Genomic DNA, 23163 nt, shown 5'->3' on the forward strand with positions numbered 1-23163 from the left:
AGTATCCGGTCTGCGTTCTCTGCTGACGCAGACCGGATGCTGATCACTCTGCCTTTTCAAAAAAGGAATCGGCATATGCCCATGATATGGGACAGAAGGATATATACGACATGGATACGATTAGAATTTTTGATACGACACTCAGGGACGGGGAACAGGCTCCTGGTTATAGCATGAATCTGGAGGAGAAGCTCCGGATGGCCAAACAGCTTGAAAAATTGGGTGTTGATGTCATTGAGGCAGGTTTTGCCATTGCAAGTCCGGGGGATTTTGAATCCATACAGTCAATTGCAGAAAATATTGATGATGTAGTCATTGCATCGCTGTCGAGAGCTTTGGAAAAAGACATAGATGCAAGTGCGAGAGCTATTGCGAAAGCGAGGCATCCGAGGATACATACGTTTCTGGCAACAAGTGACCTACATCTGAAATACAAGCTGAAGATGACCCGGGAAACGGCATTGGAACGGATCGCAGCCATGGTCAGATATGCCAGGAACCTTTGTCCTGACGTGGAATTTTCTCTTGAAGATGCGTCCCGGACGGATCTTGATTACCTGTGCAAGGTCGTTGAGGTCGCTATCAGGGAAGGTGCCGGTACCATCAATCTGCCCGATACGGTAGGCTATGCCACGCCGACGGATATTGCGGAAATGTTTAGCAGGGTGAGAAACAGCGTTCCTAACATTGACAAGGCCGTACTGAGCTGCCATTGTCACAATGACCTTGGTATGGCCTTGGCCAATACATTGGCGGCCCTTTCCAATGGTGCGCGCCAGGTTGAAGGAACTATCTGCGGCATTGGCGAGCGGGCAGGCAATGTCGCGCTTGAAGAATTGGCAATGAACCTGCGTACACGTGCTGATGCGTATCCATTCCAGTGCAGGATACATACGGAGGAGATTACCCATACGGCCCGTCTGCTTACTTCCATTACCAATGTACGTCTGTTCCCGTCGAAGGCAATTGTAGGGGAGAATGCCTTTGCCCATGAGAGCGGTATCCATCAGCACGGCATCATGGCCAATGCCAAGACCTATGAAATCATGACACCGGAAAGTGTCGGTATGGTCAAGACAAAGCTCGTGCTCGGCAAACATAGCGGTATCCATGCCTTTACTGAACGGATGGGTGAGCTTGGCTACCATTTTGATGAAGAAGAGGACAAGCGCCTTTTCGGTGAATTCAAGACCTTATGTGACCGTAAGAAGACCATTGAGGATGACGACCTTATTGCTTTGGTGGAATCTACAGCCCCACGTAGCGAGAATGATTGGATCTTGGACAATTTTGTCGTGAACAGCGGTAATCTGATGAACAGTACGGCCTGTGTTACCCTTATACACAACGGAAAGAAACGGATGGAAGTAGCAGTGGGTACAGGGCCTGTCTATGCATCCCTGAGGGCTGTGGAAAAGATTATCCGTCATCCCTTCGGCCTTACGGAGTATAGCCTCAATGCTGTTACTGAGCATAGGGATGCGCAGGGCGAAGTAATCGTCAAGATTACTGATGGCAATGGATTCTATAGAGGTCGGGGAGTATCGACCGATGTAATCGAGGCATCCATACTTTCATGCCTTGCGGCAGTGAATCGGATGCTGAGCAATGAACCTCCCGTAGTGCGGGGAAGAAAACCACAGCAGCTGAGTCTTGATGACGATATGTTGGTCGGACACAGCGACAAAGGTAAGGAGGAAGATGATGAATGACCGGAGGGTCGAACTCTTTGACTCTACGCTACGTGACGGTGTACAGGGCGAAGGCATAAGCTATTCGGTTTCGGACAAACTGCGCATTGCTGCTTTGCTGGATTCATTGGAATTCGATTATATTGAGGCCGGTAATCCCGGCTCAAACCCAAAGGACATGATGTTTTTCCAGGAAATAGAAAAACGGAAGCTGCAGCATGCTACCTTGGTAGCCTTTGGTTCAACCAGGAGAAGGGGAACCGATGTCTGTCAGGACGCAAATATCAAATCATTGCTTGCAAGCGGTACCTCCTGCCTGTGCATCTTCGGGAAGTCCTGGGACTTTCAAGTAACGGATATAATCAGGACCAGACTGGAAGAGAATCTTGATATGATCGGCGATACCATCAGCTATCTCGTTGCACAAGGTAGGGAAGTCTTCTTCGATGCCGAACATTTCTTTGACGGGTATGTTGCCAACAGGGACTATGCGCTGGCTACATTGGAAAGGGCCAGGACTGCCGGAGCATCAAGATTGATTCTCTGTGAGACAAGAGGCGGCATGATGCCTGACAAGGTCGGCAGGATCACAGGAGAAGTGGCCAAGGCATTTCCTGATGTACGCATCGGGATACATGCACATGATGACTGTGGTGTTGCCGTGGCCGCATCCCTTATGGCAGTGCAGGCAGGGGCAACGCAAGTCCAGGGGACTCTTCTCGGTTTCGGAGAACGTTGCGGCAATGCAAACCTGGTCACGGTCGCTTCCGACCTGAAGTTCAAGATGGGATATTCATGCCTGAGTAACAAAAGCTATCCTAAGTTCTTTGAGACATGCAGGGAAGTGGCGGAGATCTCAAATATTAGGATTCCTCACCAGCAGGCGTTCATCGGTCATTCAGCTTTTTCACATAAGGGTGGCATGCACATAGATGGTGTGAGAAAAAATCCGGTATCCTTTGAACATGAAAAACCTGAATCATTCGGAAACTGCAGACACCTGTTGACCAGTGAAGTGGCGGGCAAGGCCTTGTTGCTTCAGAAGATAAAGGCAATAGTTCCTGGCTTTGACAAACAGGATCCCCGAGTAGAAGAACTGGTTGTAAGCTTGAAGAGACTGGAGGCTGCAGGTTATCACTATGAGGGTGCCGAAGCTTCATTTGACTTGATTATCCGCAAGAGCCTGGGACTTGACAAATCATATTTCAGACTGGTGCACTATAAGACGATAGGGGAGCAGGTAAACGGGAACAATGATGACCGGCAGATGCATACTGCCGTAATCAAGGTAATCTGTGCCGGACGTTCTGCAATCACGGCGGAAGAAGGTGCAGGTCCCGTCAATGCATTGGATAAAGCTTTGAGGAAAGTCCTTGAACCCTTTTATCCGCAACTTTCAGGCGTACACCTGAGTGACTATAAGGTCAGGGTCCTTGACGGTGTGGAAGCAACTGCTTCAAAAGTCAGGGTCCTGATTGAATCGACAGACGGAACCAGGTCATGGAATACGGTAGGCGTAAGCCATGACATCATTATAGCAAGCTGGCAGGCACTGAGCGACAGCATCAGCTGGTACCTTCAGACAACGGGTGCCGAACCTGCGATGATAGGAGAAAAATAGAAATGGGAATGACAATGTCACAGAAGGTGCTTGCAGCCAAAGCAGGGCTGGAGAGCGTCCGACCCGGACAATTGATCATGGCAAACCTGGATATGGTACTGGGCAATGATATCACAAGCCCGGTTGCCATAGCTGAGTTCGGAAAGTTCGGAAAGACCGAGGTCTTCGACAAGGACAAGGTAGCCCTTGTGCCTGACCACTTTGCCCCGAACAAGGACATCAAGGCTGCCCAGCAGTGCAAGTGTGTCAGGAACTTTGCCAAGGAAAAGGGAATTACCAACTACTTTGAGGTAGGTAAGATGGGCATAGAGCACGCACTGCTGCCTGAACAGGGGCTTGTGACCGCCGGAGATCTTGTCATCGGTGCTGATTCCCACACCTGTACCTATGGAGCTCTTGGCGCTTTTTCCACTGGCGTCGGTTCAACCGATATGGCCTGTGGCATGGCAACGGGAAAAGCTTGGTTCAAGGTCCCTTCGGCCATCAGATTCAATCTGTCCGGCAAACTGGGAAAAAACATCCAGGGCAAGGACCTGATCCTTCATATCATCGGTATGATCGGTGTTGACGGAGCTCTGTACAAGAGCATGGAATTTACCGGTGAAGGCGTGCATGCCCTGACCATGGATGATCGTTTTACGGTCAGCAACATGGCAATTGAAGCCGGTGCCAAGAATGGTATTTTCCCTGTAGATGCAGCTACGCTTGAGTATCTCAAGGCCCATGGCAAGAAAGTACCGAAGGTATATGAGGCTGATGCAGATGCAGTCTATGAAAAAACCTATGATATAGATTTGTCCAAGGTCAAGAGCACGGTAGCTTTTCCGCATCTGCCTTCCAACACAAAGACCATTGACGAGGTCGGTTCCGTAAAGATTGACCAGGTAGTCATCGGGTCCTGTACCAACGGCAGGCTTTCTGACCTTGAAGCTGCAGCTTCTATCCTCAAAGGCAAGAAGGTCGCTGAAGGTGTGAGGTGCATTGTCATACCGGCAACCCAACAGATCTGGAAGCAGGCAATGGATGAAGGACTCTTTGATATCTTCATTGACGCAGGCTGTGCAGTATCGACACCGACCTGCGGTCCTTGCCTGGGAGGCCATATGGGCATCCTGGCTGAGGGTGAAAGAGCGGTCTCTACTACCAATCGGAATTTCGTAGGAAGAATGGGACATGTGAAAAGTGAAGTATACCTGGCAAGTCCCCAGGTCGCTGCCGCCAGCGCTGTAGCGGGCTACATAGCAGATCCGAACAAGGAGAATTGAACAGATGAAAGCAAGTGGTAAGGTATTCAGATACGGAGACAATGTGGATACGGATGTCATCATACCGGCGCGGTACTTGAACACTTCTGACCATGCACAGCTGGCACAGCATTGCATGGAAGATATAGATGCCGGTTTCGTGGGCAAGGTCGAGAAGGGGGATATCATAGTCGCAGACAAGAACTTCGGCTGTGGCTCTTCCCGGGAACATGCACCGATTGCCATCAAGGAATGTGGGGTTTCCTGTGTCATTGCAAGGACTTTTGCCAGGATTTTCTATAGGAATGCCCTCAATATCGGCTTGCCGATCCTGGAATGTCCAGAGGCCTGTGATGCCATTGAACAAGGTGATCAGGTAGAGGTCGACTTTGCCAGCGGTGTCATCACTGATGTGACCAGGGGCCAGAAATTCCAAGCTGAACCGTTTCCCCCGTTCATGCAGAAGCTTATTGCTGCAGGTGGCTTGGCAAACTATATGACCCAGGAGGAGAAGTAGGATGGAATTCAAGATTGCCTTGGTAAAAGGGGACGGCATAGGTCCTGATATCGTAGAGGAAGGCTGCAAGGTCCTTGATGCAGTCTGTGCAAAGCATGGGCATAAGGTCAGTTATGTTGAAGCTCCTGCCGGTGGTGCAGCCATTGACAGTACCGGAAAACCGCTTCCTCCTGAAAGCCTTGAGGCCTGCAAGGGGGCAGATGCTGTATTGTTGGGAGCCGTAGGTGGTCCGAAATGGGATTCCGTTGATCCCATGTTACGGCCAGAGAAGGCTCTGCTTGGTCTGAGAAGCGGTCTTGGACTTTTCTGTAACCTGCGTACTGCAATGATTTATCCACAGCTGAAAGCTGCTTGTCCTCTTAAGGATGAGATAATCAAGGACGGGCTTGACCTTGTCATAGTCAGGGAGCTTACCGGTGGTATATACTTCGGCAAACGTGGGAACACCGACGATGGCGCCTATGATACGATGGCCTATACAATTCCTGAAATCGACAGAATTGTCCGCAATGGTTTTGAGATTGCAATGGCAAGGCGGAAGAAGCTTTGTTCAGTCGACAAGGCAAATATACTGAGTTCCAGCCAACTTTGGAGATCTCGTGTCAATCTGATGTCCAGAGAGTATCCACAGGTCGAGGTGAGCCATCTTTATGTTGACAATGCAGCCATGCAGCTTGTGAGGAATCCCCGTCAGTTTGATGTGATCGTAACCAGCAATATGTTCGGTGATATCCTTTCCGATGAGGCTTCCCAGATTACCGGTTCCATAGGCATGCTTCCGTCTGCTTCGACCAGAAGTGATGATTTCGGCATGTATGAACCGATTCATGGCAGTGCCCCTGACATTGCAGGAAAAGATTTGGCAAATCCGATTGCGACCATTCTTTCGGTAGCCATGATGCTTCGTTATTCCTTCCATCTTGGCAAGGAAGCGGACGAAGTGGAGGCTGCCGTAGGCAAGGTATTGGATGCAGGTTACCGTACTGCAGACATCTACAGTGACGGCATGAAAAAAGTCGGGACCATGGAAATGGGCCGGCTCATAGCGGAAGCACTTTAGGAGCGTAGTATGAATAATATGAAAGGCAGATCCAAGGCTATGACTGATGGCCTTGAACGCGGACCGCACAGGTCATTGATGAAAGCTCTTGGCTGGACTGATAGAGAAATTGCCATGCCGACTGTCGGAATTGTGAATTCGATGAATGAGATTATTCCTGGGCATATGCATCTCGGACAGATTACCGAAGCTGTCAAGGCAGGTGTACGGGAAGCCGGCGGCAATCCCGTGGCATTTCCTACCATTGGTGTCTGTGATGGCATTGCAATGGGCCACAAGGGAATGAAATATTCTTTGGCAAGCCGCGAGTTGATTGCTGATTCAGTTGAGATAATGGCAACTGCACATCCTTTTGATGCACTGGTATTCGTACCGAACTGTGACAAGATTGTACCAGGCATGCTGATGGCGGCCCTTAGGCTGAATATTCCCTGTATCTTTGTTTCAGGCGGACCGATGCTTGCAGGCCATGTCCCCGGAGAGAAAAGGGGAACTGACCTTGCTACTATGTTCGAGGCAATCGGACGTTATAAGGCCGGTACCATGGATGATGAGACTTTCGGTTGCTATGAGGACAATGTCTGTCCCACTTGCGGATCCTGTTCCGGTATGTTTACTGCCAATTCAATGAACTGCCTGTGTGAGGCATTGGGATTGGCACTTCCTGGCAATGGAACCATACCTGCAGTCTATTCCGCTAGGCTCCGGTTGGCCAAGGAAGCTGGATGGCAGGTTATGGATCTGCTCAAGAAGAATATCAGGCCGCTTGACATCGTTACTCCGGATGCTTTCCGCAATGCACTGACTGTTGATATGGCTTTGGGTTGCAGTACCAATACTATGCTGCATCTTCCAGCCATAGCACATAATGCCGGCATAGAATTCAACATCTTCCAAGCAAATGAGCTGAGCTCAAAGGTGCCGAACCTTTGTCATCTGGCCCCTGCGGGACCTCATCATGTCGAAGACCTGTATGCTGCCGGAGGCATTATGGCTGTCATGAAGGAGCTGGATTCGCTTGGCTTGCTCAATGGAGATCTCATTACCGTTACAGGTGCTTCCATAAGGGACAGCTACAAGGATGCAGAGAAACTATGATCCTGAGGTCATCCGCCCTGTTGACAATCCATATTCAAAGACTGGTGGCATAGCTGTACTCAGCGGCAATCTTGCTCCCGAGGGAGCGGTAGTCAAACGCAGTGCCGTTGCACCTGAGATGTTGAAACATACAGGTCCTGCAAAGGTCTATGAGAGTGAAGAGGAAAGCATCGCGGCCATATTCGGTGGAAAGATCAGTGAGGGTGATGTCATTGTCATCCGCTATGAAGGTCCTAAGGGTGGTCCTGGCATGAGAGAAATGCTTTCTCCGACCAGTGCCATTGCCGGCATGGGCTTGGACAAAAGCGTTGCATTGCTTACCGACGGCAGGTTCAGCGGAGCAACCAGGGGAGCTTCTATAGGACATGTCTGTCCTGAAGCAGCCCAAGGCGGACTTATCGGCTTGGTGGAAGACGGGGACATGATTTCCATCGATATTCCGGCGGGTAAGCTTGAACTGTTGGTAGATGACAAGATCCTTGCTGAACGAAGAAAACACTGGGTATGCAAGAAACCTTCGATTACGACAGGATATCTTGCTCGGTATGCAGCTATGGTGACAGACGCCAGCAAAGGTGCAGTATTCAAGGATTGACATTGAGAAGGGAGAATGCCATGAAATTGAGCGGTGCTCGTATTTTGATTGAATGTCTGTGTGAGCAGAAAGTGGATACGGTCTTCGGCTACCCCGGTGGTGCCGTCCTGCCCATTTATGACGCACTGTACGAGAACAGTGACCGGATCAGGCATATATTGACTGCCCATGAACAGGGGGCCAGCCATGCTGCGGATGGTTATGCAAGATCGACAGGTAAAGTCGGTGTCTGCATTGCCACCAGCGGTCCTGGTGCAACCAACTTGGTCACAGGTATTGCAACTGCCTATATGGATAGTGTGCCGATGGTAGCTATTACAGGAAATGTTCCTGTAGCACTGCTGGGCAGGGACAGTTTCCAAGAGGTGGATATTACCGGCATTACCATTCCGATTACAAAGCATAATTTCATCGTAAAGGATGTCAAGGACCTTGCGCAGACCGTAAGGGATGCTTTCTATATAGCTAAGGAAGGCCGTCCTGGGCCCGTGCTGATAGATATTACCAAGAATGTCATGGTAAGTGAGGATGAGTGGTCATATGTCGAGCCCAAGCCGATCAAACTGGTCAGTTCCCGTCTCAAGAAGGAAAACCTTACAATTGCCACTGACCTGCTCAAAAAGGCGAAACGTCCCATGTTTTATTTGGGCGGAGGCGTCGTGAGATCATCGGCATATCTGGCTGTACGGGACTTCCTTGAACTTATAGATGCTCCGGCCTGTGTTTCTCTTATGGGATGTGGCATCCTTGATTCTTCCTCTCCTCGGTATACGGGACTGGTCGGCATGCATGGGAGCCGGGTGTCAAATGTCTGTATCAGCAGATGTGACCTGCTAGTTGTCATCGGTGCCCGTTTTTCAGACAGGGTAGTATCTAAGGCAAGCAGTTTTGCGAAAAATGCATCGATCATACATATTGATGTTGATCCGGCTGAGATTGACAAGAACATCAAGACGACCTGTCATCTGATAGGAGATGTCAATATAGTTCTTGAACAGCTTTCTGCTTTGGTGGGGAAGCCCTTGGAACATGAGGCTTGGATGACAGAGGTTGCCAAGTATCGGCAGAAATATCCTATGAAGACGAATCAGGAAAGTCAGAGGGCAAGCCAGGTGCTGCATGCACTGAATGGTTTCCTAGGCGAGGATGATATCGTTGCTACTGAAGTCGGCCAGCATCAGATCTGGGCTGCCCAGTTCCTTCATCACCATAAACCTTGCAGGTTCCTGACCAGCGGAGGCCTTGGCACGATGGGATATGGTACCGGAGCTGCCATGGGCGCTCAGGTAGGCAATCCACAGGCCCGTGTGGTAAATGTAGCCGGAGACGGTTGTTTCAGGATGAACTGCAATGAGCTGACGACCTTGGTCCGTTATCAACTGCCTGTGGTCATCCTTGTGATGGATAACCACACCCTTGGTATGGTACGTCAATGGCAGACGCTTTTCTATGACGGCAGACACAGTCAGACGACTCTGGATACTCCGATAGATTGGATTATGCTTGCAAAGGCATATGGAGCGGAAGGCTTGCGCTTGACAAAGGAAGATGATCCGACTGAAGTGCTTGCAAAGGCTTTCAGAATGCATAAACCTGTGGTTGTCGATGTGGAAATCCCTATCGATGACAAGGTATATCCGATCGTGCCTCCGGGAGAAGCATTTGACAAGGTAATCGGTGTTGCAATCTGTGAAGACTAGGCAATAAGGAAACAGAGAGGGTCGTCATAGCATCTTGCCGGATGCATGATGGCCCTTTCTGTTTCTCTTGTTAAGTCCCTATAGCAGTGACTGGTGCACAAATCTTTATCTACGGCAAAAGCACTTGCTTTGATTTCAGATACAAAGTTCCTAGCCTTGAGGTGTAAGAATCTGCCTGAGGAATTCCTTGGTCCGTTCATTTTCAGGATGACTGAACATTTTTTCAGGAGGAGCCTCTTCTAGGATCTTACCTCCGTCCATGAACAGTACGCGGTCTGCGACTTCACGGGCAAACCACATCTCATGAGTTACCACTATCATGGTCATCCCTGCCTTGGCCAGGTCAGTCATGACGGTAAGCACTTCACCTACCAGCTCAGGATCCAACGCACTGGTAGGTTCATCGAACAGCATGATCTGCGGTTCCATGGCGAGGGCCCGTGCAATCGAGACCCGTTGTTTTTGTCCACCGGACAACATCGCGGGGTAGACATCTGCCTTTTCTTCAAGACCGACATCCCTGAGCAACCCAAGTGCCTTTTCCCTTGCCTTGCCCTTCGATATACCTTTGACCTGCACGAGCCCTTCCATGACATTTCCAGCTACTGTCATGTGCGGGAAAAGGTTGAAATGTTGGAATACCATTCCCAGTTCCTGCCTGACCTTGTTGAGCTGTTTCTCTTGGTTCCGTACCTGCTTGCCTTTGATATAGATTTTTCCTGAATTTGCTTTTTCAAGGAAGTTGATGCACCTGAGCAATGTGCTTTTGCCACTTCCTGAAGCCCCGATCAGTACGACGACCTCTCCTGTTGTTACTTCAAGGCTTATATCTTTAAGTACTTCAAGCTTTCCATACCATTTTCTCAGATGTTCTACCCTGAGGATCGGTTGGTTTGTCGAATCCAAGCAAGATGCTTGGCTTGTTGCAGTAGCTTCAACTGGTTGTTTTCTTTCATTATTGCTGTTCACGGTCACTTACCTTCAGTTTGTTCTCAATCTGATGCATTACGATGGAAAGGATACTTGTCATGATCAGGTACCAGATACCGACGATGAGAAACATTTCCATATACATGAATGTGGATGACCCCATCTGGCGTCCCTTGAGCATAAGTTCCGGCACGGCTATGGTCGATGCCAGAGAACTGTCCTTCAAGGCAATTATCAGCTGATTGCCCAAGGAAGGTACTGCCCGTTTGAAGGCTTGTGGAAGAATGATCCGCCGCATGGCTTTCGCATGAGTCATACCAAGGCTTCTGGCTGCTTCCATCTGCCCGTAATGGATTGACTGGATTGCCCCACGGAAAATCTCTGCAATGTATGCACCGTTATGGACTCCCAGTGCTATGATGGCAGAAGGGAGAGGATCAATCGTCACTACGGATGTCAATCCATAGTAGATTATGAAAAGTTGTACCAGAAGCGGAGTTCCCCTGATCAGAAAGATGTAGGCACGGGCAATGCCCGAACCTACAGGATTTTTTGCAATACGACCCAGCGCTGCAAACAGTCCGATTGCCAGCCCCAACAAGATACCGAAAAAAGTAATATGGATGGTGTAGCCGGCAGCAGTAGTAAATAAAAAGAATTTCTGTGGAATGACACTGAAATCCCATGGTAAAGCTTTCATGGTTTTTCCTATTCGACTGTAATGTCTTCGCCGTTGAACCACTTCTTGCTTATGGCTGTAAGCGTACCGTCTGTATGCATCTGCTCAAGAATTGAATTGACTTGTTCCCGCAGTGCATCTTCATTGTTTCTGAATGCTATGGCAATTTTTTCTGAACGTAGCACGGAACCGACCATCTCCAGCTTGTCTCCGCCATTCATTTTCTGAATAGCGTTCAGACCTACGATCCTGTCAGTTAGTACGCCATCTACGCGCCCGTTGAGTAATTCCAGAAGAGTTTGGTTGTCATCTTCATATAGCTTTACCTTGACCCCAAGTCTTTCTGCGTCTTTTTCATAGGTCGTTCCGGTAACCAAACCGATTACTGAGCTTGTAGTCAAGTTGTCGGGGCTGTTGATGCCGCTGTCTTTTCGGACAATCAGCTGTGGACCGCTGTAATAGTACGGAACTGAAAAATCTACGATTTTTTCTCTTTCTGCGGTAATGCCCATGCTTCCTAGGATTCCGTCATAACGACCAGCACGCAGGCCTTCGATGATACCGTCCCAAGCGGTTGTCTTATATTCCATTTTTCTGTCCAAGCGGTCTGCGATGGCTTGGGCTACGTCAACGTCAAAACCTATTACCTGACCTTTGTCGTTGATATAATTGAAGGGGGGGTAACCTCCCGAACCAGCAAAGGATATGGTTTCCGTATCCTCTTCAGTTTGTCCATTTGCGAATGCTGAAGGCAAGGAAGCCATCAGTACAATTGTGATACATGCCATTAAAATTTTAAATCGTTTTTTCTGCTGCACAATATCTCCTTATAAAATTAAGTATGTGGCCAGTATAACATTATTTTAAGTCGTTTTCAACCTACATGAAAAATAATGGTTTATTAGATAAGCAGATATAAAAAGTATTATATATGATTATTAGTCATTTAAATTAAATCTGTTACCTTTTCAAGTTCTGTTTACAGAAATATGATGTTGTGCTGTCAGTTTGCTTGCTGGAAAAACTGATTATATTCGTAACTATTATATTTCAAAATAATATTCCCAATACGGCATATAATATCAGTTAAATCTATATAAAATGACAGCCATATACAAAAAAATTTTTGCAGTCCTGCGATGATTGCTGTATACTTAGGACAAGTATGCAAAAAGGAAAGCCAAGATGAATGATGTCATGCTCGAGGCTCTGATGAAAGGGCCACTTTATAATTGTTATGGTTGCATAGGGGACCCAGTGGTCGGAAACCCGACTGAAAGGATGTTTCAGAATGTTTTTTCCAAAATGAAAATTGCAGCCAAGTACCTGACATTCACTGTCGGACGGGAACACTTGGGAACGGCCGTCAAAGGACTGGATTCATTGGGTTTTGCTGGGTTCAACGTGACCGCTCCACATAAGCAGACTATAATTCCCTATCTGCATGGGCTGAGTCGGTCTGCTGAGATCTGCGGAGCTGTCAATACTGTGTACCGTGACCATGGCAAGTTGATCGGGGACAATACTGACGGAAAAGGTTTCTATGCCTCTCTTTGCCAGCGAATACATACAGCAGAAGGCAAAAATTTTGTTATCATCGGAGCCGGTGGTGCTGCCAGTGCAATAGCTACGGAATTGGTCCTTGGCAAGGCAAAGGAAATAACAATAGTCAATCGCACGTTGGACTCTGCACGACGGCTTGCAAATCGGTTGGAGCGTATTGCTGATACACGCCTTGCTGCCGCTGAACTTTCAAGTCCTTATGCTGTCAGCGTAAAGACAGACGTAGTCGTGCAGGCGACCACTGTCGGATTGTTCGAGCCGGACAGAGCCATAGCTGTCGTGTATCCGAAACTGGAAAAACCGATGTATGCCTGTGATGTCGTGTTCAATCCTGTGGAGACAAAGTTCCTGAAAACGGCCGCTGCCGCAGGATTGGAAACCATTGATGGACTTGGCATGCTTGTCAACCAAGGCTTGGTTGCTTTTGAACGATGGTTCGGCTCTGCCGCAGATCCCCAGGTCATGCGGGCGGCGTTGGAAGAAGCTTTTGCCGTGATTGGATAAAAGGGCTCTTGCAAAAGCCTTTTATGAAAAGAAGGCCGGACTGGGTATAGGTCCGGCCTTCGGTATATATAAGCTAAATCAATAGGACGGTAAACAGAACTAACGAATTGCATTAAGGAGAATCATTGAGATAGCTTTTTACCCAATTGTCTGCATTGTTCCATGATTTTTTCATCTGGTTCGTTATTGCAGATGAGTCCATCCTGAACAAGTAAGGCGCCGCTGTCTTCCATTACAGTCTGCCAGTTTTGCATCCATGTGCCGTCACCCCAGCCATATGAGCCGAAAAGTGCAACCCGTTTTCCTTTCACTTTTGGCAGAAGTGCATCGATGAAAGGTTGGAACTCTTCTTCCTCCAGGGTTTCATCTCCCATGGCAGGACAGCCCAAAGCCAAGGCATCATAGGATAAGGCCTGTTCGGCGGTAATGTTGTCTACGTAGAAAATTTCACAGTTTCCGGCTCCGACCGCTACAGCCCTTGCCATTGCTTCGGTGTTTCCTGTCTGGCTCCAGTAGATTACGACAGTATTCATTTTGTCTTTTCTCCTTTGACGATGTCCCTGAAGGGGACTCCATCATATAATTTGCAAAGATTTTCCTTCCTGCATCTTTTGTAGGAAGCAAATTTCTGTACGGCCATTGTTTCGTTTCCATAGACTTTCCAATAACCGCAGACTCTATAATCCTTTCCTTTGTGTTCCAAGAAACCTTTGACATCTTCGGTAGGATAGCCGAGAAAAATGCCGATTTCATGTGGAAAGTCGCATGTAGTGGTGAATCTTTTCTGTAAGGTTGCAAGCAATTCATCAAGGTTGCCTTTTGGGTAGCCGAAATTCTGTAGGATGCAAAATCTTTCCGAGGTATAGACACATTCAGAAAGTGCCTTTCTTTCAAAGATCAGCAGCCGTGTCCGAAATGAACAGCTACCCATGGTCTTGATTTCAAATCCTTTTTCCTCAAGCTCTGCCAAATTCTTTTCCGTGGTTATCTGTGGGAGCATGCAGGTTTTTACCATCATAAGGGCAGATGGCTTGATACCGGTAAATACCGGGCTACAGTAGGAGAGCAACTGCTCAGCAACCATAAAACTCATAGATACTCCTCAATCATGTTAGCAATAACTAACATGATGATATGGTTGTTTTACCCTGATGTCAATGACTTTTACGAAAATAAGTTAGTTTTTGCAAACTTTTTGTGCGGAACTGTATCTGCAAGCCTAACATTTCCTTTTGGCAGTCTTTTTTGCACTTCTAGTCAGTAAGCAAGCCTAGTTTTCTGCAGCATTCCATCAGGTCCGGTTCATAGTAAACATTCATATCCTTCAGCTGTCTGTTGATAAGGACATAGTGTCCATGGTCCCGCCAGTTGCCGTCAATGAACAGGTAATCCTTTGAAGTCCCTTCATAAGAGAATCCCATGGACATGGCAAGCCTTTTGCTCGGTATATTGGTTGGTATAATGTTTGCTTCGATACGATGGAGGCCGAGACCTTTGAAAGCAATATCGATGCCAAGGGAGAGGGCTTCTTTCCCAAGACCCGTATGACGTACGTCGTTTCGGCAATACCATCCGGCATAACAACTTCTGAATGGTCCCCAGATTATTGCGGAAAAATTCAATGTGAATACCAGCTCATTCGTATCTTTTGAGAAAAATCCCAATGGCATGAGCTTTCCTGCCTGCAAGTCGGACCTGTTGGAAGCAAGTCTTTGCAATGTCTCTGTCCTGGTATAGTAAGAATCTGAATGTCTCACGAGGAATCCGCAATCTTCTGTTTTCTGTTTCAGAGCCAATGCATAGAATGCTTCCAATTCTTTTTCAACCAATGTCCTTGCTGTTAATCTGTCTGTGTTCATTTTTATTCCTGATGTTATTTTTCCATGCAAGGGTAGGCATAGGCTACGTCGGTAACATAAAACGCACTGTATTGCCGCAGGAGTATAACATGTACGGCTGTTTGTATCCAGTTGGTAATCAAGACATCGGACCTGTTGCCTGTGGAAGAATATCCCGCTTGACCAATATATCAATATGATATATCATACTGAAAAATATATGAGGAGAATACATATGAAACGCCAACAACTGAGGAAGTTATGCCTTATTGTATCTCTATTGCTTTTTCCCATTACGCTTTATTATTTTTCACCGGTACTCATTCTTTTTGCAGGTTTGCAAGGTATCATCAACGGTAGCTTTATTGTTTTCATACTCATGCTGGTTCTGTCCATTCCGTTCGGGAGAGTGTTCTGTGCCTATATATGCCCGGCGGGAGGGTTACAGGCTTGTCTGTGCAATGTCAACCAAAAGAAACCGGCGCAAGGTTGGAGGAATAGAATCAAATATGTAATCTGGTCAGTCTGGATCGTAGCCGTGGTGTTGTGCTACCTGAACAGAACAAGAAGCCTGAGCATTGATTTCTTTTTTATGACGGAACATGGGATTTCTGTTTCTGCGATATATGGCTATGTCATTTACTATGGTATCATTCTGCTAATTGCTGTCCCTTCCCTTGTTTTTGGGAAAAGGGCCTTTTGTCACTATCTGTGTTGGATGGCTCCTTTTATGGTCCTTGGAACGAAGTTGCGTAATCTGCTGCACTTGCCTGGGTTGCATGTCGCAGTACGTTCCCAGTCCTGCATCGGATGCGAAAAATGTACCAGAAGCTGTCCTATGGGATTGGATGTGGCACAAATGGTCAAAGACGGCAAGTTTGCTGACAGTGAGTGCATACAGTGTGGAGCTTGTGTTGATGTCTGCCCACGTGATGTGCTGTGTTATACGATGAAGGGAAAGAAGGAGGGTAACTGATGGCATCGGAAAAAAAACTGGATTGCGTGATTCTTGGATTGTTAAGTCATGAAGAACTCAGCGGATATGCGATTAAGAAATTGATAGATACAGAACTTTCCTATTTCTGGGGAGCCAGCTACGGGAGCATATATCCTACGCTGGCTGGTTTGGTGGACAGAGAACTTGCGACAAGACGGACCGGTTCAGACAACGGGCGCAACAAGTGGCTGTATGCCATTACGGGTGAAGGCCATCAGTATCTGCAGCAATGGTTGCTCCAACCGATATGCAAGGATGAGCTTAGATATGAAACTTTGCTGAAACTGTTTTTCGGCAATGAAGTAGGAGCTGACCAGACAGTTTCACATATCCGTGCTTTCAGAAAAAAATTTAAAAAGGAACTTGCAGACTTGCTTCTGGCTGAGCAGGTATTGGAGAAGATTTTGGGTGATGAGACGCATAGGTACTATCTTCTGACAGTCCGGTTCGGGATAAAAAGTTACCGAGCCTATCTTGAGTGGTGCGATGAAGCTGAGGCAATGCTACAGGGTAAGGAAAGGTCGTAACGGTCCAATAAGTAGTAGATTTTGAATTTTCCGGCGGAAGCCGACTTGTTTTTTAGAGTGGCTATGTAAGATGGTAAGGGAGTACCAACAAATTGTATAGTTATAGTATTATACATTGCAGATTTCTATATATCAACTTCTGATTTACCAAATGGAAATGACCAGAATAATATGTTTTAATTAATGACAGAGGACCTACTTGAATCCATAATTTGCTTAGATTTTTTGCTCAATGCTATGGTTCTGGGGAAATAACCCGATTGCCTTTGCGTAGGATATTTCCATACAAATACCCCAGAGTTCCATAAAGTACTAATTTCTGTTTCATTTGAACAATAGTTCCTTTATGGTAGCTATAACTTTTTCATAGTCTAAGCCTTTTGAAAATGGATTACTCTTTGCGTAACGATTCCAGAATTCCTTTAAATCAAGACTATTTTCAATTATAGAAAAATTGTCTTTTGATTTCATTATTCTTTCAAATGAACCGCGGTGCCTGCTTGTTTCTTCAAGTGCTTTGTCAAAAATGTCTTTATCAAATTGAGAAGTTTTTGTCAGGACATAGACATCATAAAAATCTTTTGGGCGCGTAGATAAAACTCCACGACTCAGAATTGTTTCAACTTTTTCGGCCAGAATTGTTTCTATTGGGTAAGCAAAAAGTTCAAATGAATTTTCTTCATTCAAAAGGCAATTCCATTTTCTTTTCTGAGGTTTTGGAGTAATAATGTCTCCTGTTGAAACATCAAGACTGAATGGAACTTGAATTGCTTTGTTATCAAAATAACCGTTCATAAAAATACGAAAGCCACCGTAAATATCATCATCGCGAATTGTTTCACAGCGTTTTAATTCAAAAGTTACATTGTCTTCAAGATTGATGCTGCAAATGGTTGAGAGTACTGCTTCTATTTCCTTTTCATTAAGAATAAAGCCAGTTACTGTAACATCAACATCCATTGTGGTTCTGCTTGTAAGTCCGACAAGCATAGAAACAAGAGATCCACCCTTTACAATAAAACTTTCTTTATATTTTGATAAAGCCACTCTATTTAGAAAACGTTCCATCATAAAATTCTGCAAGACAATTTGAGGAGCAATATCCTTTTCCTTTGCAACATTCTTTATTCTTGATTTCAAGCTCATTGATTTTGGCGTTCTGTTTTTCATAATAAGACTTCTAATGCTCTTCTGACCTTTTTTACCAATCCCATTTTTTCTGCATAACTAGAAAGTTTCGTCAGATCTTTATTCTTTGATATAGCATACATTTTAATTGAGGTAAGATAAGTTTCTGGATCAAGTTTGTTTTTATCACGAATAATGTCACATACCGTCCTTTCCAAATCATAACAAGGAACTTCATTGCCTTGAAATGTTTTTATGGTTGTTTTTCCAATATTGAAATACTCGTCTTTTACATGATGAATCTTACATTTTTTTGAAAGTGCAGAAGAGCGTCTTTTACCATTCGGAAGTGTGAATGAATTAAAAGCCGGAGTTCGTTCAGTAATTCCATGTAGAAATAAAGCTGTTTCGTGAGAGAAAACAATATTCTTGGAATAAAGACTAAGTATATATAATTCATCAGGGATAGAATCAGGAAGCATATAAATTCCTTTAGACACACGTTCAATCCTTCCATCTATGGACATCAATGATAACATAGCCCTTGAAATGCCGGCATTTTCTGCTGCATTGGCAGAAATAATACCGTTATTATTTGCAGACAATGTTTTGAGAATAGCTGTAAAGTTTTTCTTTTTATATTTGACAATCACTACATAATTATAAATATAGTTGTAGTAATTGTCAAATACTAGATTTTGCCTAAACATGCTTGTTTCGTTTTTTTTTATGCATTAGATTTTATTGTAGAAAAACTACTTTCCTGCATTCACTATTTATAGATGAAAGCATAGGTATTCCATATCAGTTATCTTTTACAAAACAGTTCCATAAGTTCTTTACAGTTTCGTAGATATTCGTTTTAGGTTTGTACAAGGGGTATAATGTACGTAATTTTGCAACGGTAGTGTCAAAATCGGCATAATCAAATGCACCCAGACGGGCTGCATACAACATTCCCATCGTTGGTCCACGTGATTCACCCTGATTGCAATGAATGAGTATTTTATATTCTTTGTTTCGGTAACCATCCAAGAAACTAAATGCTGTTTCAAACATTCGTTTATTGAAATCCAGATAGTTTTTACTGAAATAATCCATATCAACAAGATTGAGAGCCATCTCATTTCCTTTGATTTTGAAGGCATAATCGGGATGAGAAGGTGATAAATTTCCTTTGTATCCGACAAAATTACAATGAAATGGATATTTGCAACAATGAAGAATTGCCCATTCGGTCTTGTCAGGAATATTGTAATAATCCAGTTCAGTACCAATATAAATATTCGCCATCAATTCCATCATACTTTTACTCTCCCTATTTTGGTATTCTATTGTTGGATATTTGTTCTATATGTTGTTTTAATTCAAATGCCATTCTATCTGTTCCTTATTTATTGCAAAATGATATTTCTTGGATCCAATTATACCTAGAAGTATCCATTTCAACTATCTAGTCACACTGTTTTTTCTTTTCGACTCTTGCTTGCTTCCTTTTCTGCTTTACCTCTGCCATTTTGTTGTAAACTTTGAAACTTGTTTCTTTCTGAAATGCTCAGTTGCTCTGCAATAGTTTCGTTTATTCAACAGAAACAAATGCCGGCAACTTCCTGCAGGTGAGGAGCGTTTCAGTGTCCTCAAGACTGCTGAAGATATCCTCGTCAACGAAGACAGCGCAGTGATGCCTCTCTACTACTATGTCACCCTCAACATGATTGACACAAGCAAGTGGGGCGGCTGGTATCCTAACACGATGGATATCCATCCTGTGAAGGACATCTATTTGCGTCAGTAGATAAGGGCTTCATAAAAACACGTTGTTTTTTTAAGTTATTTTATCCGTTATGATCAATGCATGAGATAAAAGTGAATGATTTTGCTTGTCATGATGGGACACGATGGTCCTTGCTGTATTGTTTTTGATTTTCTAAGTTTGATGTTACAAAATAAAAGATAACAAATTGAACTGTTTTGACAGTTGAGCAGAAACATCTTGTCTCTGGAATCCTTTCTCTTTAACATGTCACCATCACATTGCAAAGGTGCAATCAGTATGAATGCTGGTTGCGTTTTTTTTATTACGGAGGCGGAAAATGAATTTGATGAAGAAATTCCTGGTAACTGGCGTGCTTTGTGCCATGGCAGTGAATATCTTTGCAAACGGCACTGCTGAAACCCAGTCGAGTGGTTCAATTGTTGACCAGATCAAGGCACGTGGAGTAGTAAAGGTTGCTACCGGGACCTATGTACCTTTTGAATTCAGGGATGCAAAGACGGACAAGATTGTCGGATTCGATATAGACCTTGCCCAGTTGATTGCTGACAAGCTCGGTGTAAAACTTGAAGTGTCCGATATGCCTTTTACTACAATCATTCCTTCTGTTGAAAAGGGTGATTATGATTTTTCCATTGCCGCGATGTATGATACGCCCGCACGGAGAAAGATAGTCCTGATGAGTGACAGCTATATGAAAACGGGCATGGTGCTTGTTGCAAAGAAAGGTAATCCCCTTGGAATCAAGACCCTTCAGGATTGCAATGGACTCAAGGTAGGCGTAAAGGCCGGTGCAACTTCCCAGAAAGTCGCTGAGGATGCAAAGGAAAAGTATGGTCTCAATTACAAGATAGTGGGGTATGACGAGACCGTAGGCTGTGTGTCGGATCTGGAAGTAGGGCGAGTCGATGCCGTAGTCAATGACCTTCTCAATGAACTTGAGCTGGAGAAAGTACACCCGGGTGTCGAGATTGTCAGTGACGATCCTTTCACGACGGCAGACTTGGCATGTGCAACGAAAATTGGAAATGACGATCTGATGAAAATCATCAATGAAGTAATTGCAACCTATAAGACTGACGGAACATACGACAAATTGTATCAGAAATGGCTCAAGTAGTCTTATACCTTTCATGACCGAGGCATCTTTCCTGCTGGGAGATGATGCCTTTTTTATATCGGAACGCAAATGCATACTCTCGATTTTTCAGTTATATTGAATAAATGGACTTCAATTCTTCAAGGTGCTGCCGTTACCCTGATACTCTGTGGTGTTTCCATAGCCCTTGCATTGGTACTTGGTATCATCATCGCCTTGCTGAGGGACAGCAAGATCAAACTGCTTTCCTATCTTTGCAGGTTTTATGTATGGATATTCCGTGGTACACCGCTTATGGTCCAGCTTTTTCTTATTTACTTCGGATTACCTTCCTTAGGAATGAAGTTGTCGGCTGTTTCTGCCGGTATCCTGGGTCTCACCCTCAACTGTGGGGCATATATTTCGGAAATAGTGAGGAGCGGTATCAACGCAGTAGATCCTGGTCAACGGGAAGCTGCAAAAGCTTTGGGAATGTCACCATTTCAGGAAATGGCAAGAATAGTTTTTCCCCAAGCCGGGAAAATTTCCCTGCTGCCGCTTATCAACCAGGTCATTGCCACCATCAAGAATTCTTCACTGCTCAGTGCAATAACCATAACTGAGTTGACCCGGGCCGGCATGTTGATCAGCTATTCGACATTCAGATATTTCGAGGCATATCTTGCGATTGCCCTTTGCTATCTGATATTGACCAGTATCTTTTCCTCTTTGGGAAAGCATCTGGAGGAGAAAATGAAATGAGTGCAACATTTCTCGAAGTGCAGGACCTGAAGAAAAGTTATGGGGACCTGGAAGTTTTGAAAGATATCAGTTTCACGATGGAACAGGGAGAAAAGCTTGTTGTTCTCGGACCTAGCGGAAGCGGAAAGAGTACGGCTTTGAGGTGCATCAACCGCCTTGAGGAATATCAGCGAGGGACGATTTCACTGCAGGGGCAGGATATTTGTAACATGAATCTTCCTCAACTCAGGCAACAGGTTGGCATGGTTTTCCAGCGCTTCAATGTATTTTCACATATGAACGTACTTCAGAACATCATGGAAGCCCCTGTCCATGTACTCAAAAAAGGAAAGAAAGAAGCCAGGGAACAGGCTCTGAGTCTACTGTCGAAGGTAGGACTTTCAGACAAGGCAACCTATCGTCCTGACCAATTGTCAGGAGGACAGCTGCAGAGGGTAGCCATTGCCAGGGCTTTGGCAATGGAGCCGCTGCTGTTGCTTTTTGATGAACCTACCAGTGCCCTTGACCCTGAGCTGGTCGGGGAAGTACTGAAAGTAATGCGTGATATTGCAGAAAGTGGTACCACCATGATCGTCGTAACCCATGAGATGAATTTTGCAAGGAATGTTGCTGACCGTATCCTGTTTATGGATGGTGGTCATATACTTGCAGATGAACCACCTGCTACTTTCTTCCGCCCGAACAGGGATGACAGGATAGCCAGTTTCATAGCAAAGGTAGTGGATGTGTAGGGTGGAGTGGCTATAAAGCTACTTCAAAGGTCAAAAGACACTACTTCGCAATTCTGCATATGGTAGGCATTGTAGGCTTCAAGGGGCATGTCCAGAAAATATGTCCGCATGATTCGGGCAACCGTGCCATGACAGACGAAAAGTACATTATGTCCATTATGGCGTACCTTGATGTCGTCTATCAGATTATAAAGTCGTTGGGCAACCTGGACTTGGGATTCTCCACCGGGGTAGTTGGAGAAATACTCCCTTCTGAGCCTTTGGAAAAGAGGGTCGGTGAAGCTTGTACCTTCCATCTTGCCAAAGTTGATCTCAGCTAGTCGAGGCTCTACAGTTGCTGTAAGTCCCAATGCTTCTTCAATCGGCCTTGCGGTCCTGATGGCCCGTTCCAGGGGAGAGACATAAATGTATTCGATCCTGTTTGTCTGCTGTGTAGCTTCCAGTCTGTCTGCAAGTTGCTGTGCCTGTGCCAATCCCTTTGCAGTCAGTTGTCCATTGCTGTTGCCACAGATCCTATGGGCCAAGTTCATATCTGTTTCGCCATGTCGAGTAATGAATAGTTTCATTGGTGCCATACTAACAGGAAAAGAATATTCTGCCAATAAGGCAAAGGATCTCAATGTTTCCAGAAATCCAGATGGTCCTTCAATATTGCGGCTACAAGATCACTGTCCGCAGTTGGCCCTGCAACGACCATGTCCCTCTGTCCATGTCTGAGTACCTCGGCAGTCGAAAGGGAAAATGTGGGATTTTCATCATGGTCACCGGTAAGCTTCTTCAGTTGGGCTTCACTGACACCATAGACAATCCGGCTTACCCCGGTCCAGTACACGGCACCGGTACACATGACGCATGGTTCGAAGTTCGTATACATGGAACATTGTTCCAGGAACTGCCTGTCATAGAGCTTGCCGGCCCTGATCATCAGGGCCGTTTCAGCATGCAGGCAAGGAGAGGCATCTTTGTCATTGCCTTGTTCTATAAGGATATTGCCGTCTTTATCTGCCAAAAGGGCCCCAAAAGGATGGCAGCCTCTCATAAGAGCTTCATGGGCAACCCGCACTGTCTGATACAGCAGTGCAATGTCTTTGTCTGTCAATTTTTCCTGAATCTTTATATCTGGCAT

23 protein-coding genes and 1 pseudogene are annotated in these 23163 nt (G+C 45.6%); 13 read left to right on the forward strand and 11 right to left on the reverse strand.

The genetic code is table 11. The features are described from left to right. Positions 1-110 precede the first annotated feature (110 nt). The 7 genes and pseudogenes from LKE40_15295 (at position 111) to ilvB (ending at position 9526) form a co-directional block, all read left to right on the forward strand. Positions 111-1712: a 2-isopropylmalate synthase gene (locus LKE40_15295; GenBank protein ID MCH3918794.1), complete on the forward strand. Its 1602-nt coding sequence runs from the start codon at positions 111-113 to the stop codon at positions 1710-1712. Then, positions 1705-3312: a citramalate synthase gene (gene cimA, locus LKE40_15300; GenBank protein MCH3918795.1), complete on the forward strand. Its 1608-nt coding sequence runs from the start codon at positions 1705-1707 to the stop codon at positions 3310-3312. Before LKE40_15295 ends, cimA begins: the two co-directional genes overlap by 8 nt. 2 nt (positions 3313-3314) lie before the next feature. Beyond that, entirely contained in the window at positions 3315-4577 is a 1263-nt protein-coding gene (gene leuC / locus LKE40_15305) for a 3-isopropylmalate dehydratase large subunit (protein MCH3918796.1), read from the forward strand. A gap of 4 nt (positions 4578-4581) precedes the next feature. Then, the gene (gene leuD, locus LKE40_15310; protein ID MCH3918797.1) at positions 4582-5073 is read left to right on the forward strand and encodes a 3-isopropylmalate dehydratase small subunit; all 492 of its coding nucleotides are present in this window, start codon (positions 4582-4584) and stop codon (positions 5071-5073) included. Between the two features lies 1 nt (position 5074). Continuing rightward, entirely contained in the window at positions 5075-6133 is a 1059-nt protein-coding gene (leuB, locus tag LKE40_15315; GenBank protein ID MCH3918798.1) for a 3-isopropylmalate dehydrogenase, read from the forward strand. 9 nt (positions 6134-6142) lie between these two features. Next, positions 6143-7826, forward strand: a pseudogene (gene ilvD, locus LKE40_15320) (dihydroxy-acid dehydratase). A 20-nt stretch (positions 7827-7846) separates the two neighbouring features. Beyond that, a complete protein-coding gene (gene ilvB, locus LKE40_15325; protein MCH3918799.1) occupies positions 7847-9526 on the forward strand; it encodes a biosynthetic-type acetolactate synthase large subunit in 1680 nt (559 codons plus the stop codon). Positions 9527-9676: 150 nt separating this feature from the next. Here ilvB and LKE40_15330 read toward each other — a convergent pair whose 3' ends face one another. The 3 genes from LKE40_15330 to LKE40_15340 form a co-directional block, all read right to left on the reverse strand. Next, positions 9677-10411: an amino acid ABC transporter ATP-binding protein gene (locus LKE40_15330; protein ID MCH3918800.1), complete on the reverse strand. Its 735-nt coding sequence runs from the start codon at positions 10409-10411 to the stop codon at positions 9677-9679. 70 nt (positions 10412-10481) lie between these two features. Continuing rightward, positions 10482-11156, reverse strand: a complete 675-nt coding sequence (locus LKE40_15335; protein MCH3918801.1) for an amino acid ABC transporter permease — start codon at positions 11154-11156, stop codon at positions 10482-10484. 8 nt (positions 11157-11164) lie between these two features. Next, a complete protein-coding gene (locus tag LKE40_15340) occupies positions 11165-11923 on the reverse strand; it encodes an ABC transporter substrate-binding protein (protein MCH3918802.1) in 759 nt (252 codons plus the stop codon). Positions 11924-12320: 397 nt separating this feature from the next. Between LKE40_15340 and aroE the strand changes: the two genes are divergently transcribed. Next, on the forward strand, positions 12321-13202 hold the full coding sequence (aroE, locus tag LKE40_15345; GenBank protein ID MCH3918803.1) for a shikimate dehydrogenase: 882 nt from the start codon (positions 12321-12323) through the stop codon (positions 13200-13202). 122 nt (positions 13203-13324) lie between these two features. Here aroE and LKE40_15350 read toward each other — a convergent pair whose 3' ends face one another. From LKE40_15350 to LKE40_15360, 3 genes are all read right to left on the reverse strand, one after another. Beyond that, positions 13325-13735 (reverse strand): flavodoxin, encoded by a 411-nt coding sequence (locus LKE40_15350; protein MCH3918804.1) that lies wholly within the window; start codon positions 13733-13735, stop codon positions 13325-13327. Continuing rightward, complete coding sequence (locus LKE40_15355) at positions 13732-14295, reverse strand: DUF3793 family protein (GenBank protein MCH3918805.1); 564 nt, start codon at positions 14293-14295, stop codon at positions 13732-13734. Before LKE40_15355 ends, LKE40_15350 begins: the two co-directional genes overlap by 4 nt. Before the next feature lie 160 nt (positions 14296-14455). After that, the gene (locus LKE40_15360; GenBank protein ID MCH3918806.1) at positions 14456-15061 is read right to left on the reverse strand and encodes a GNAT family N-acetyltransferase; all 606 of its coding nucleotides are present in this window, start codon (positions 15059-15061) and stop codon (positions 14456-14458) included. Positions 15062-15275: 214 nt separating this feature from the next. Between LKE40_15360 and LKE40_15365 the strand changes: the two genes are divergently transcribed. Both LKE40_15365 and LKE40_15370 read left to right on the forward strand, forming a co-directional pair. Continuing rightward, positions 15276-16016: a 4Fe-4S binding protein gene (locus tag LKE40_15365; GenBank protein MCH3918807.1), complete on the forward strand. Its 741-nt coding sequence runs from the start codon at positions 15276-15278 to the stop codon at positions 16014-16016. After that, on the forward strand, positions 16016-16564 hold the full coding sequence (locus LKE40_15370; protein ID MCH3918808.1) for a PadR family transcriptional regulator: 549 nt from the start codon (positions 16016-16018) through the stop codon (positions 16562-16564). The genes LKE40_15365 and LKE40_15370 overlap by 1 nt, the downstream gene beginning before the upstream one ends. A 324-nt stretch (positions 16565-16888) precedes the next feature. Here the strand turns inward: LKE40_15370 and LKE40_15375 are convergent, their stop codons facing one another. The 3 genes from LKE40_15375 to LKE40_15385 form a co-directional block, all read right to left on the reverse strand. Next, positions 16889-17734 carry a nucleotidyl transferase AbiEii/AbiGii toxin family protein gene (locus LKE40_15375; GenBank protein ID MCH3918809.1) on the reverse strand — a complete coding sequence of 282 codons (846 nt, stop codon included), beginning with the start codon at positions 17732-17734 and terminating at the stop codon, positions 16889-16891. Beyond that, positions 17731-18345: a type IV toxin-antitoxin system AbiEi family antitoxin domain-containing protein gene (locus LKE40_15380; GenBank protein MCH3918810.1), complete on the reverse strand. Its 615-nt coding sequence runs from the start codon at positions 18343-18345 to the stop codon at positions 17731-17733. The genes LKE40_15375 and LKE40_15380 overlap by 4 nt, the downstream gene beginning before the upstream one ends. A 151-nt stretch (positions 18346-18496) precedes the next feature. Next, complete coding sequence (locus LKE40_15385) at positions 18497-18997, reverse strand: hypothetical protein (GenBank protein ID MCH3918811.1); 501 nt, start codon at positions 18995-18997, stop codon at positions 18497-18499. A 788-nt stretch (positions 18998-19785) separates the two neighbouring features. Between LKE40_15385 and LKE40_15390 the strand changes: the two genes are divergently transcribed. From LKE40_15390 to LKE40_15400, 3 genes are all read left to right on the forward strand, one after another. Further along, positions 19786-20586 (forward strand): ABC transporter substrate-binding protein, encoded by an 801-nt coding sequence (locus LKE40_15390; GenBank protein ID MCH3918812.1) that lies wholly within the window; start codon positions 19786-19788, stop codon positions 20584-20586. A gap of 96 nt (positions 20587-20682) precedes the next feature. Beyond that, positions 20683-21306: an amino acid ABC transporter permease gene (locus LKE40_15395; GenBank protein ID MCH3918813.1), complete on the forward strand. Its 624-nt coding sequence runs from the start codon at positions 20683-20685 to the stop codon at positions 21304-21306. Continuing rightward, complete coding sequence (locus LKE40_15400; GenBank protein MCH3918814.1) at positions 21303-22037, forward strand: amino acid ABC transporter ATP-binding protein; 735 nt, start codon at positions 21303-21305, stop codon at positions 22035-22037. The genes LKE40_15395 and LKE40_15400 overlap by 4 nt, the downstream gene beginning before the upstream one ends. A gap of 23 nt (positions 22038-22060) precedes the next feature. Here LKE40_15400 and LKE40_15405 read toward each other — a convergent pair whose 3' ends face one another. Further along, positions 22061-22603: a histidine phosphatase family protein gene (locus LKE40_15405; protein MCH3918815.1), complete on the reverse strand. Its 543-nt coding sequence runs from the start codon at positions 22601-22603 to the stop codon at positions 22061-22063. A gap of 50 nt (positions 22604-22653) precedes the next feature. After that, positions 22654-23163: a nucleoside deaminase gene (locus LKE40_15410; GenBank protein MCH3918816.1), complete on the reverse strand. Its 510-nt coding sequence runs from the start codon at positions 23161-23163 to the stop codon at positions 22654-22656.

The sequence above is a fragment of the Spirochaetia bacterium genome (genome assembly GCA_022482625.1).
Lineage (GTDB): Bacteria > Spirochaetota > Spirochaetia > Sphaerochaetales > Sphaerochaetaceae > Pleomorphochaeta.

Bases quoted from the DNA above. Each gene is read 5' to 3' on its own strand.
- LKE40_15350 (MCH3918804.1), bottom strand. From the start codon at position 13,735: ATGAATACTGTCGTAATCTACTGGAGCCAGACAGGAAACACCGAAGCA.
- aroE (MCH3918803.1), top strand. From the start codon at position 12,321: ATGAATGATGTCATGCTCGAGGCTCTGATGAAAGGGCCACTTTATAAT.
- LKE40_15390 (MCH3918812.1), top strand. From the start codon at position 19,786: ATGAATTTGATGAAGAAATTCCTGGTAACTGGCGTGCTTTGTGCCATG.
- LKE40_15370 (MCH3918808.1), top strand. From the start codon at position 16,016: ATGGCATCGGAAAAAAAACTGGATTGCGTGATTCTTGGATTGTTAAGT.
- LKE40_15375 (MCH3918809.1), bottom strand. From the start codon at position 17,734: ATGAAAAACAGAACGCCAAAATCAATGAGCTTGAAATCAAGAATAAAG.
- leuC (MCH3918796.1), top strand. From the start codon at position 3,315: ATGGGAATGACAATGTCACAGAAGGTGCTTGCAGCCAAAGCAGGGCTG.
- LKE40_15410 (MCH3918816.1), bottom strand. From the start codon at position 23,163: ATGCCAGATATAAAGATTCAGGAAAAATTGACAGACAAAGACATTGCA.
- LKE40_15295 (MCH3918794.1), top strand. From the start codon at position 111: ATGGATACGATTAGAATTTTTGATACGACACTCAGGGACGGGGAACAG.
- LKE40_15335 (MCH3918801.1), bottom strand. From the start codon at position 11,156: ATGAAAGCTTTACCATGGGATTTCAGTGTCATTCCACAGAAATTCTTT.
- LKE40_15400 (MCH3918814.1), top strand. From the start codon at position 21,303: ATGAGTGCAACATTTCTCGAAGTGCAGGACCTGAAGAAAAGTTATGGG.
- leuD (MCH3918797.1), top strand. From the start codon at position 4,582: ATGAAAGCAAGTGGTAAGGTATTCAGATACGGAGACAATGTGGATACG.
- leuB (MCH3918798.1), top strand. From the start codon at position 5,075: ATGGAATTCAAGATTGCCTTGGTAAAAGGGGACGGCATAGGTCCTGAT.
- LKE40_15355 (MCH3918805.1), bottom strand. From the start codon at position 14,295: ATGAGTTTTATGGTTGCTGAGCAGTTGCTCTCCTACTGTAGCCCGGTA.
- LKE40_15365 (MCH3918807.1), top strand. From the start codon at position 15,276: ATGAAACGCCAACAACTGAGGAAGTTATGCCTTATTGTATCTCTATTG.
- LKE40_15360 (MCH3918806.1), bottom strand. From the start codon at position 15,061: ATGAACACAGACAGATTAACAGCAAGGACATTGGTTGAAAAAGAATTG.
- cimA (MCH3918795.1), top strand. From the start codon at position 1,705: ATGAATGACCGGAGGGTCGAACTCTTTGACTCTACGCTACGTGACGGT.
- LKE40_15405 (MCH3918815.1), bottom strand. From the start codon at position 22,603: ATGAAACTATTCATTACTCGACATGGCGAAACAGATATGAACTTGGCC.
- LKE40_15340 (MCH3918802.1), bottom strand. From the start codon at position 11,923: ATGGCATGTATCACAATTGTACTGATGGCTTCCTTGCCTTCAGCATTC.
- ilvB (MCH3918799.1), top strand. From the start codon at position 7,847: ATGAAATTGAGCGGTGCTCGTATTTTGATTGAATGTCTGTGTGAGCAG.
- LKE40_15385 (MCH3918811.1), bottom strand. From the start codon at position 18,997: ATGATGGAATTGATGGCGAATATTTATATTGGTACTGAACTGGATTAT.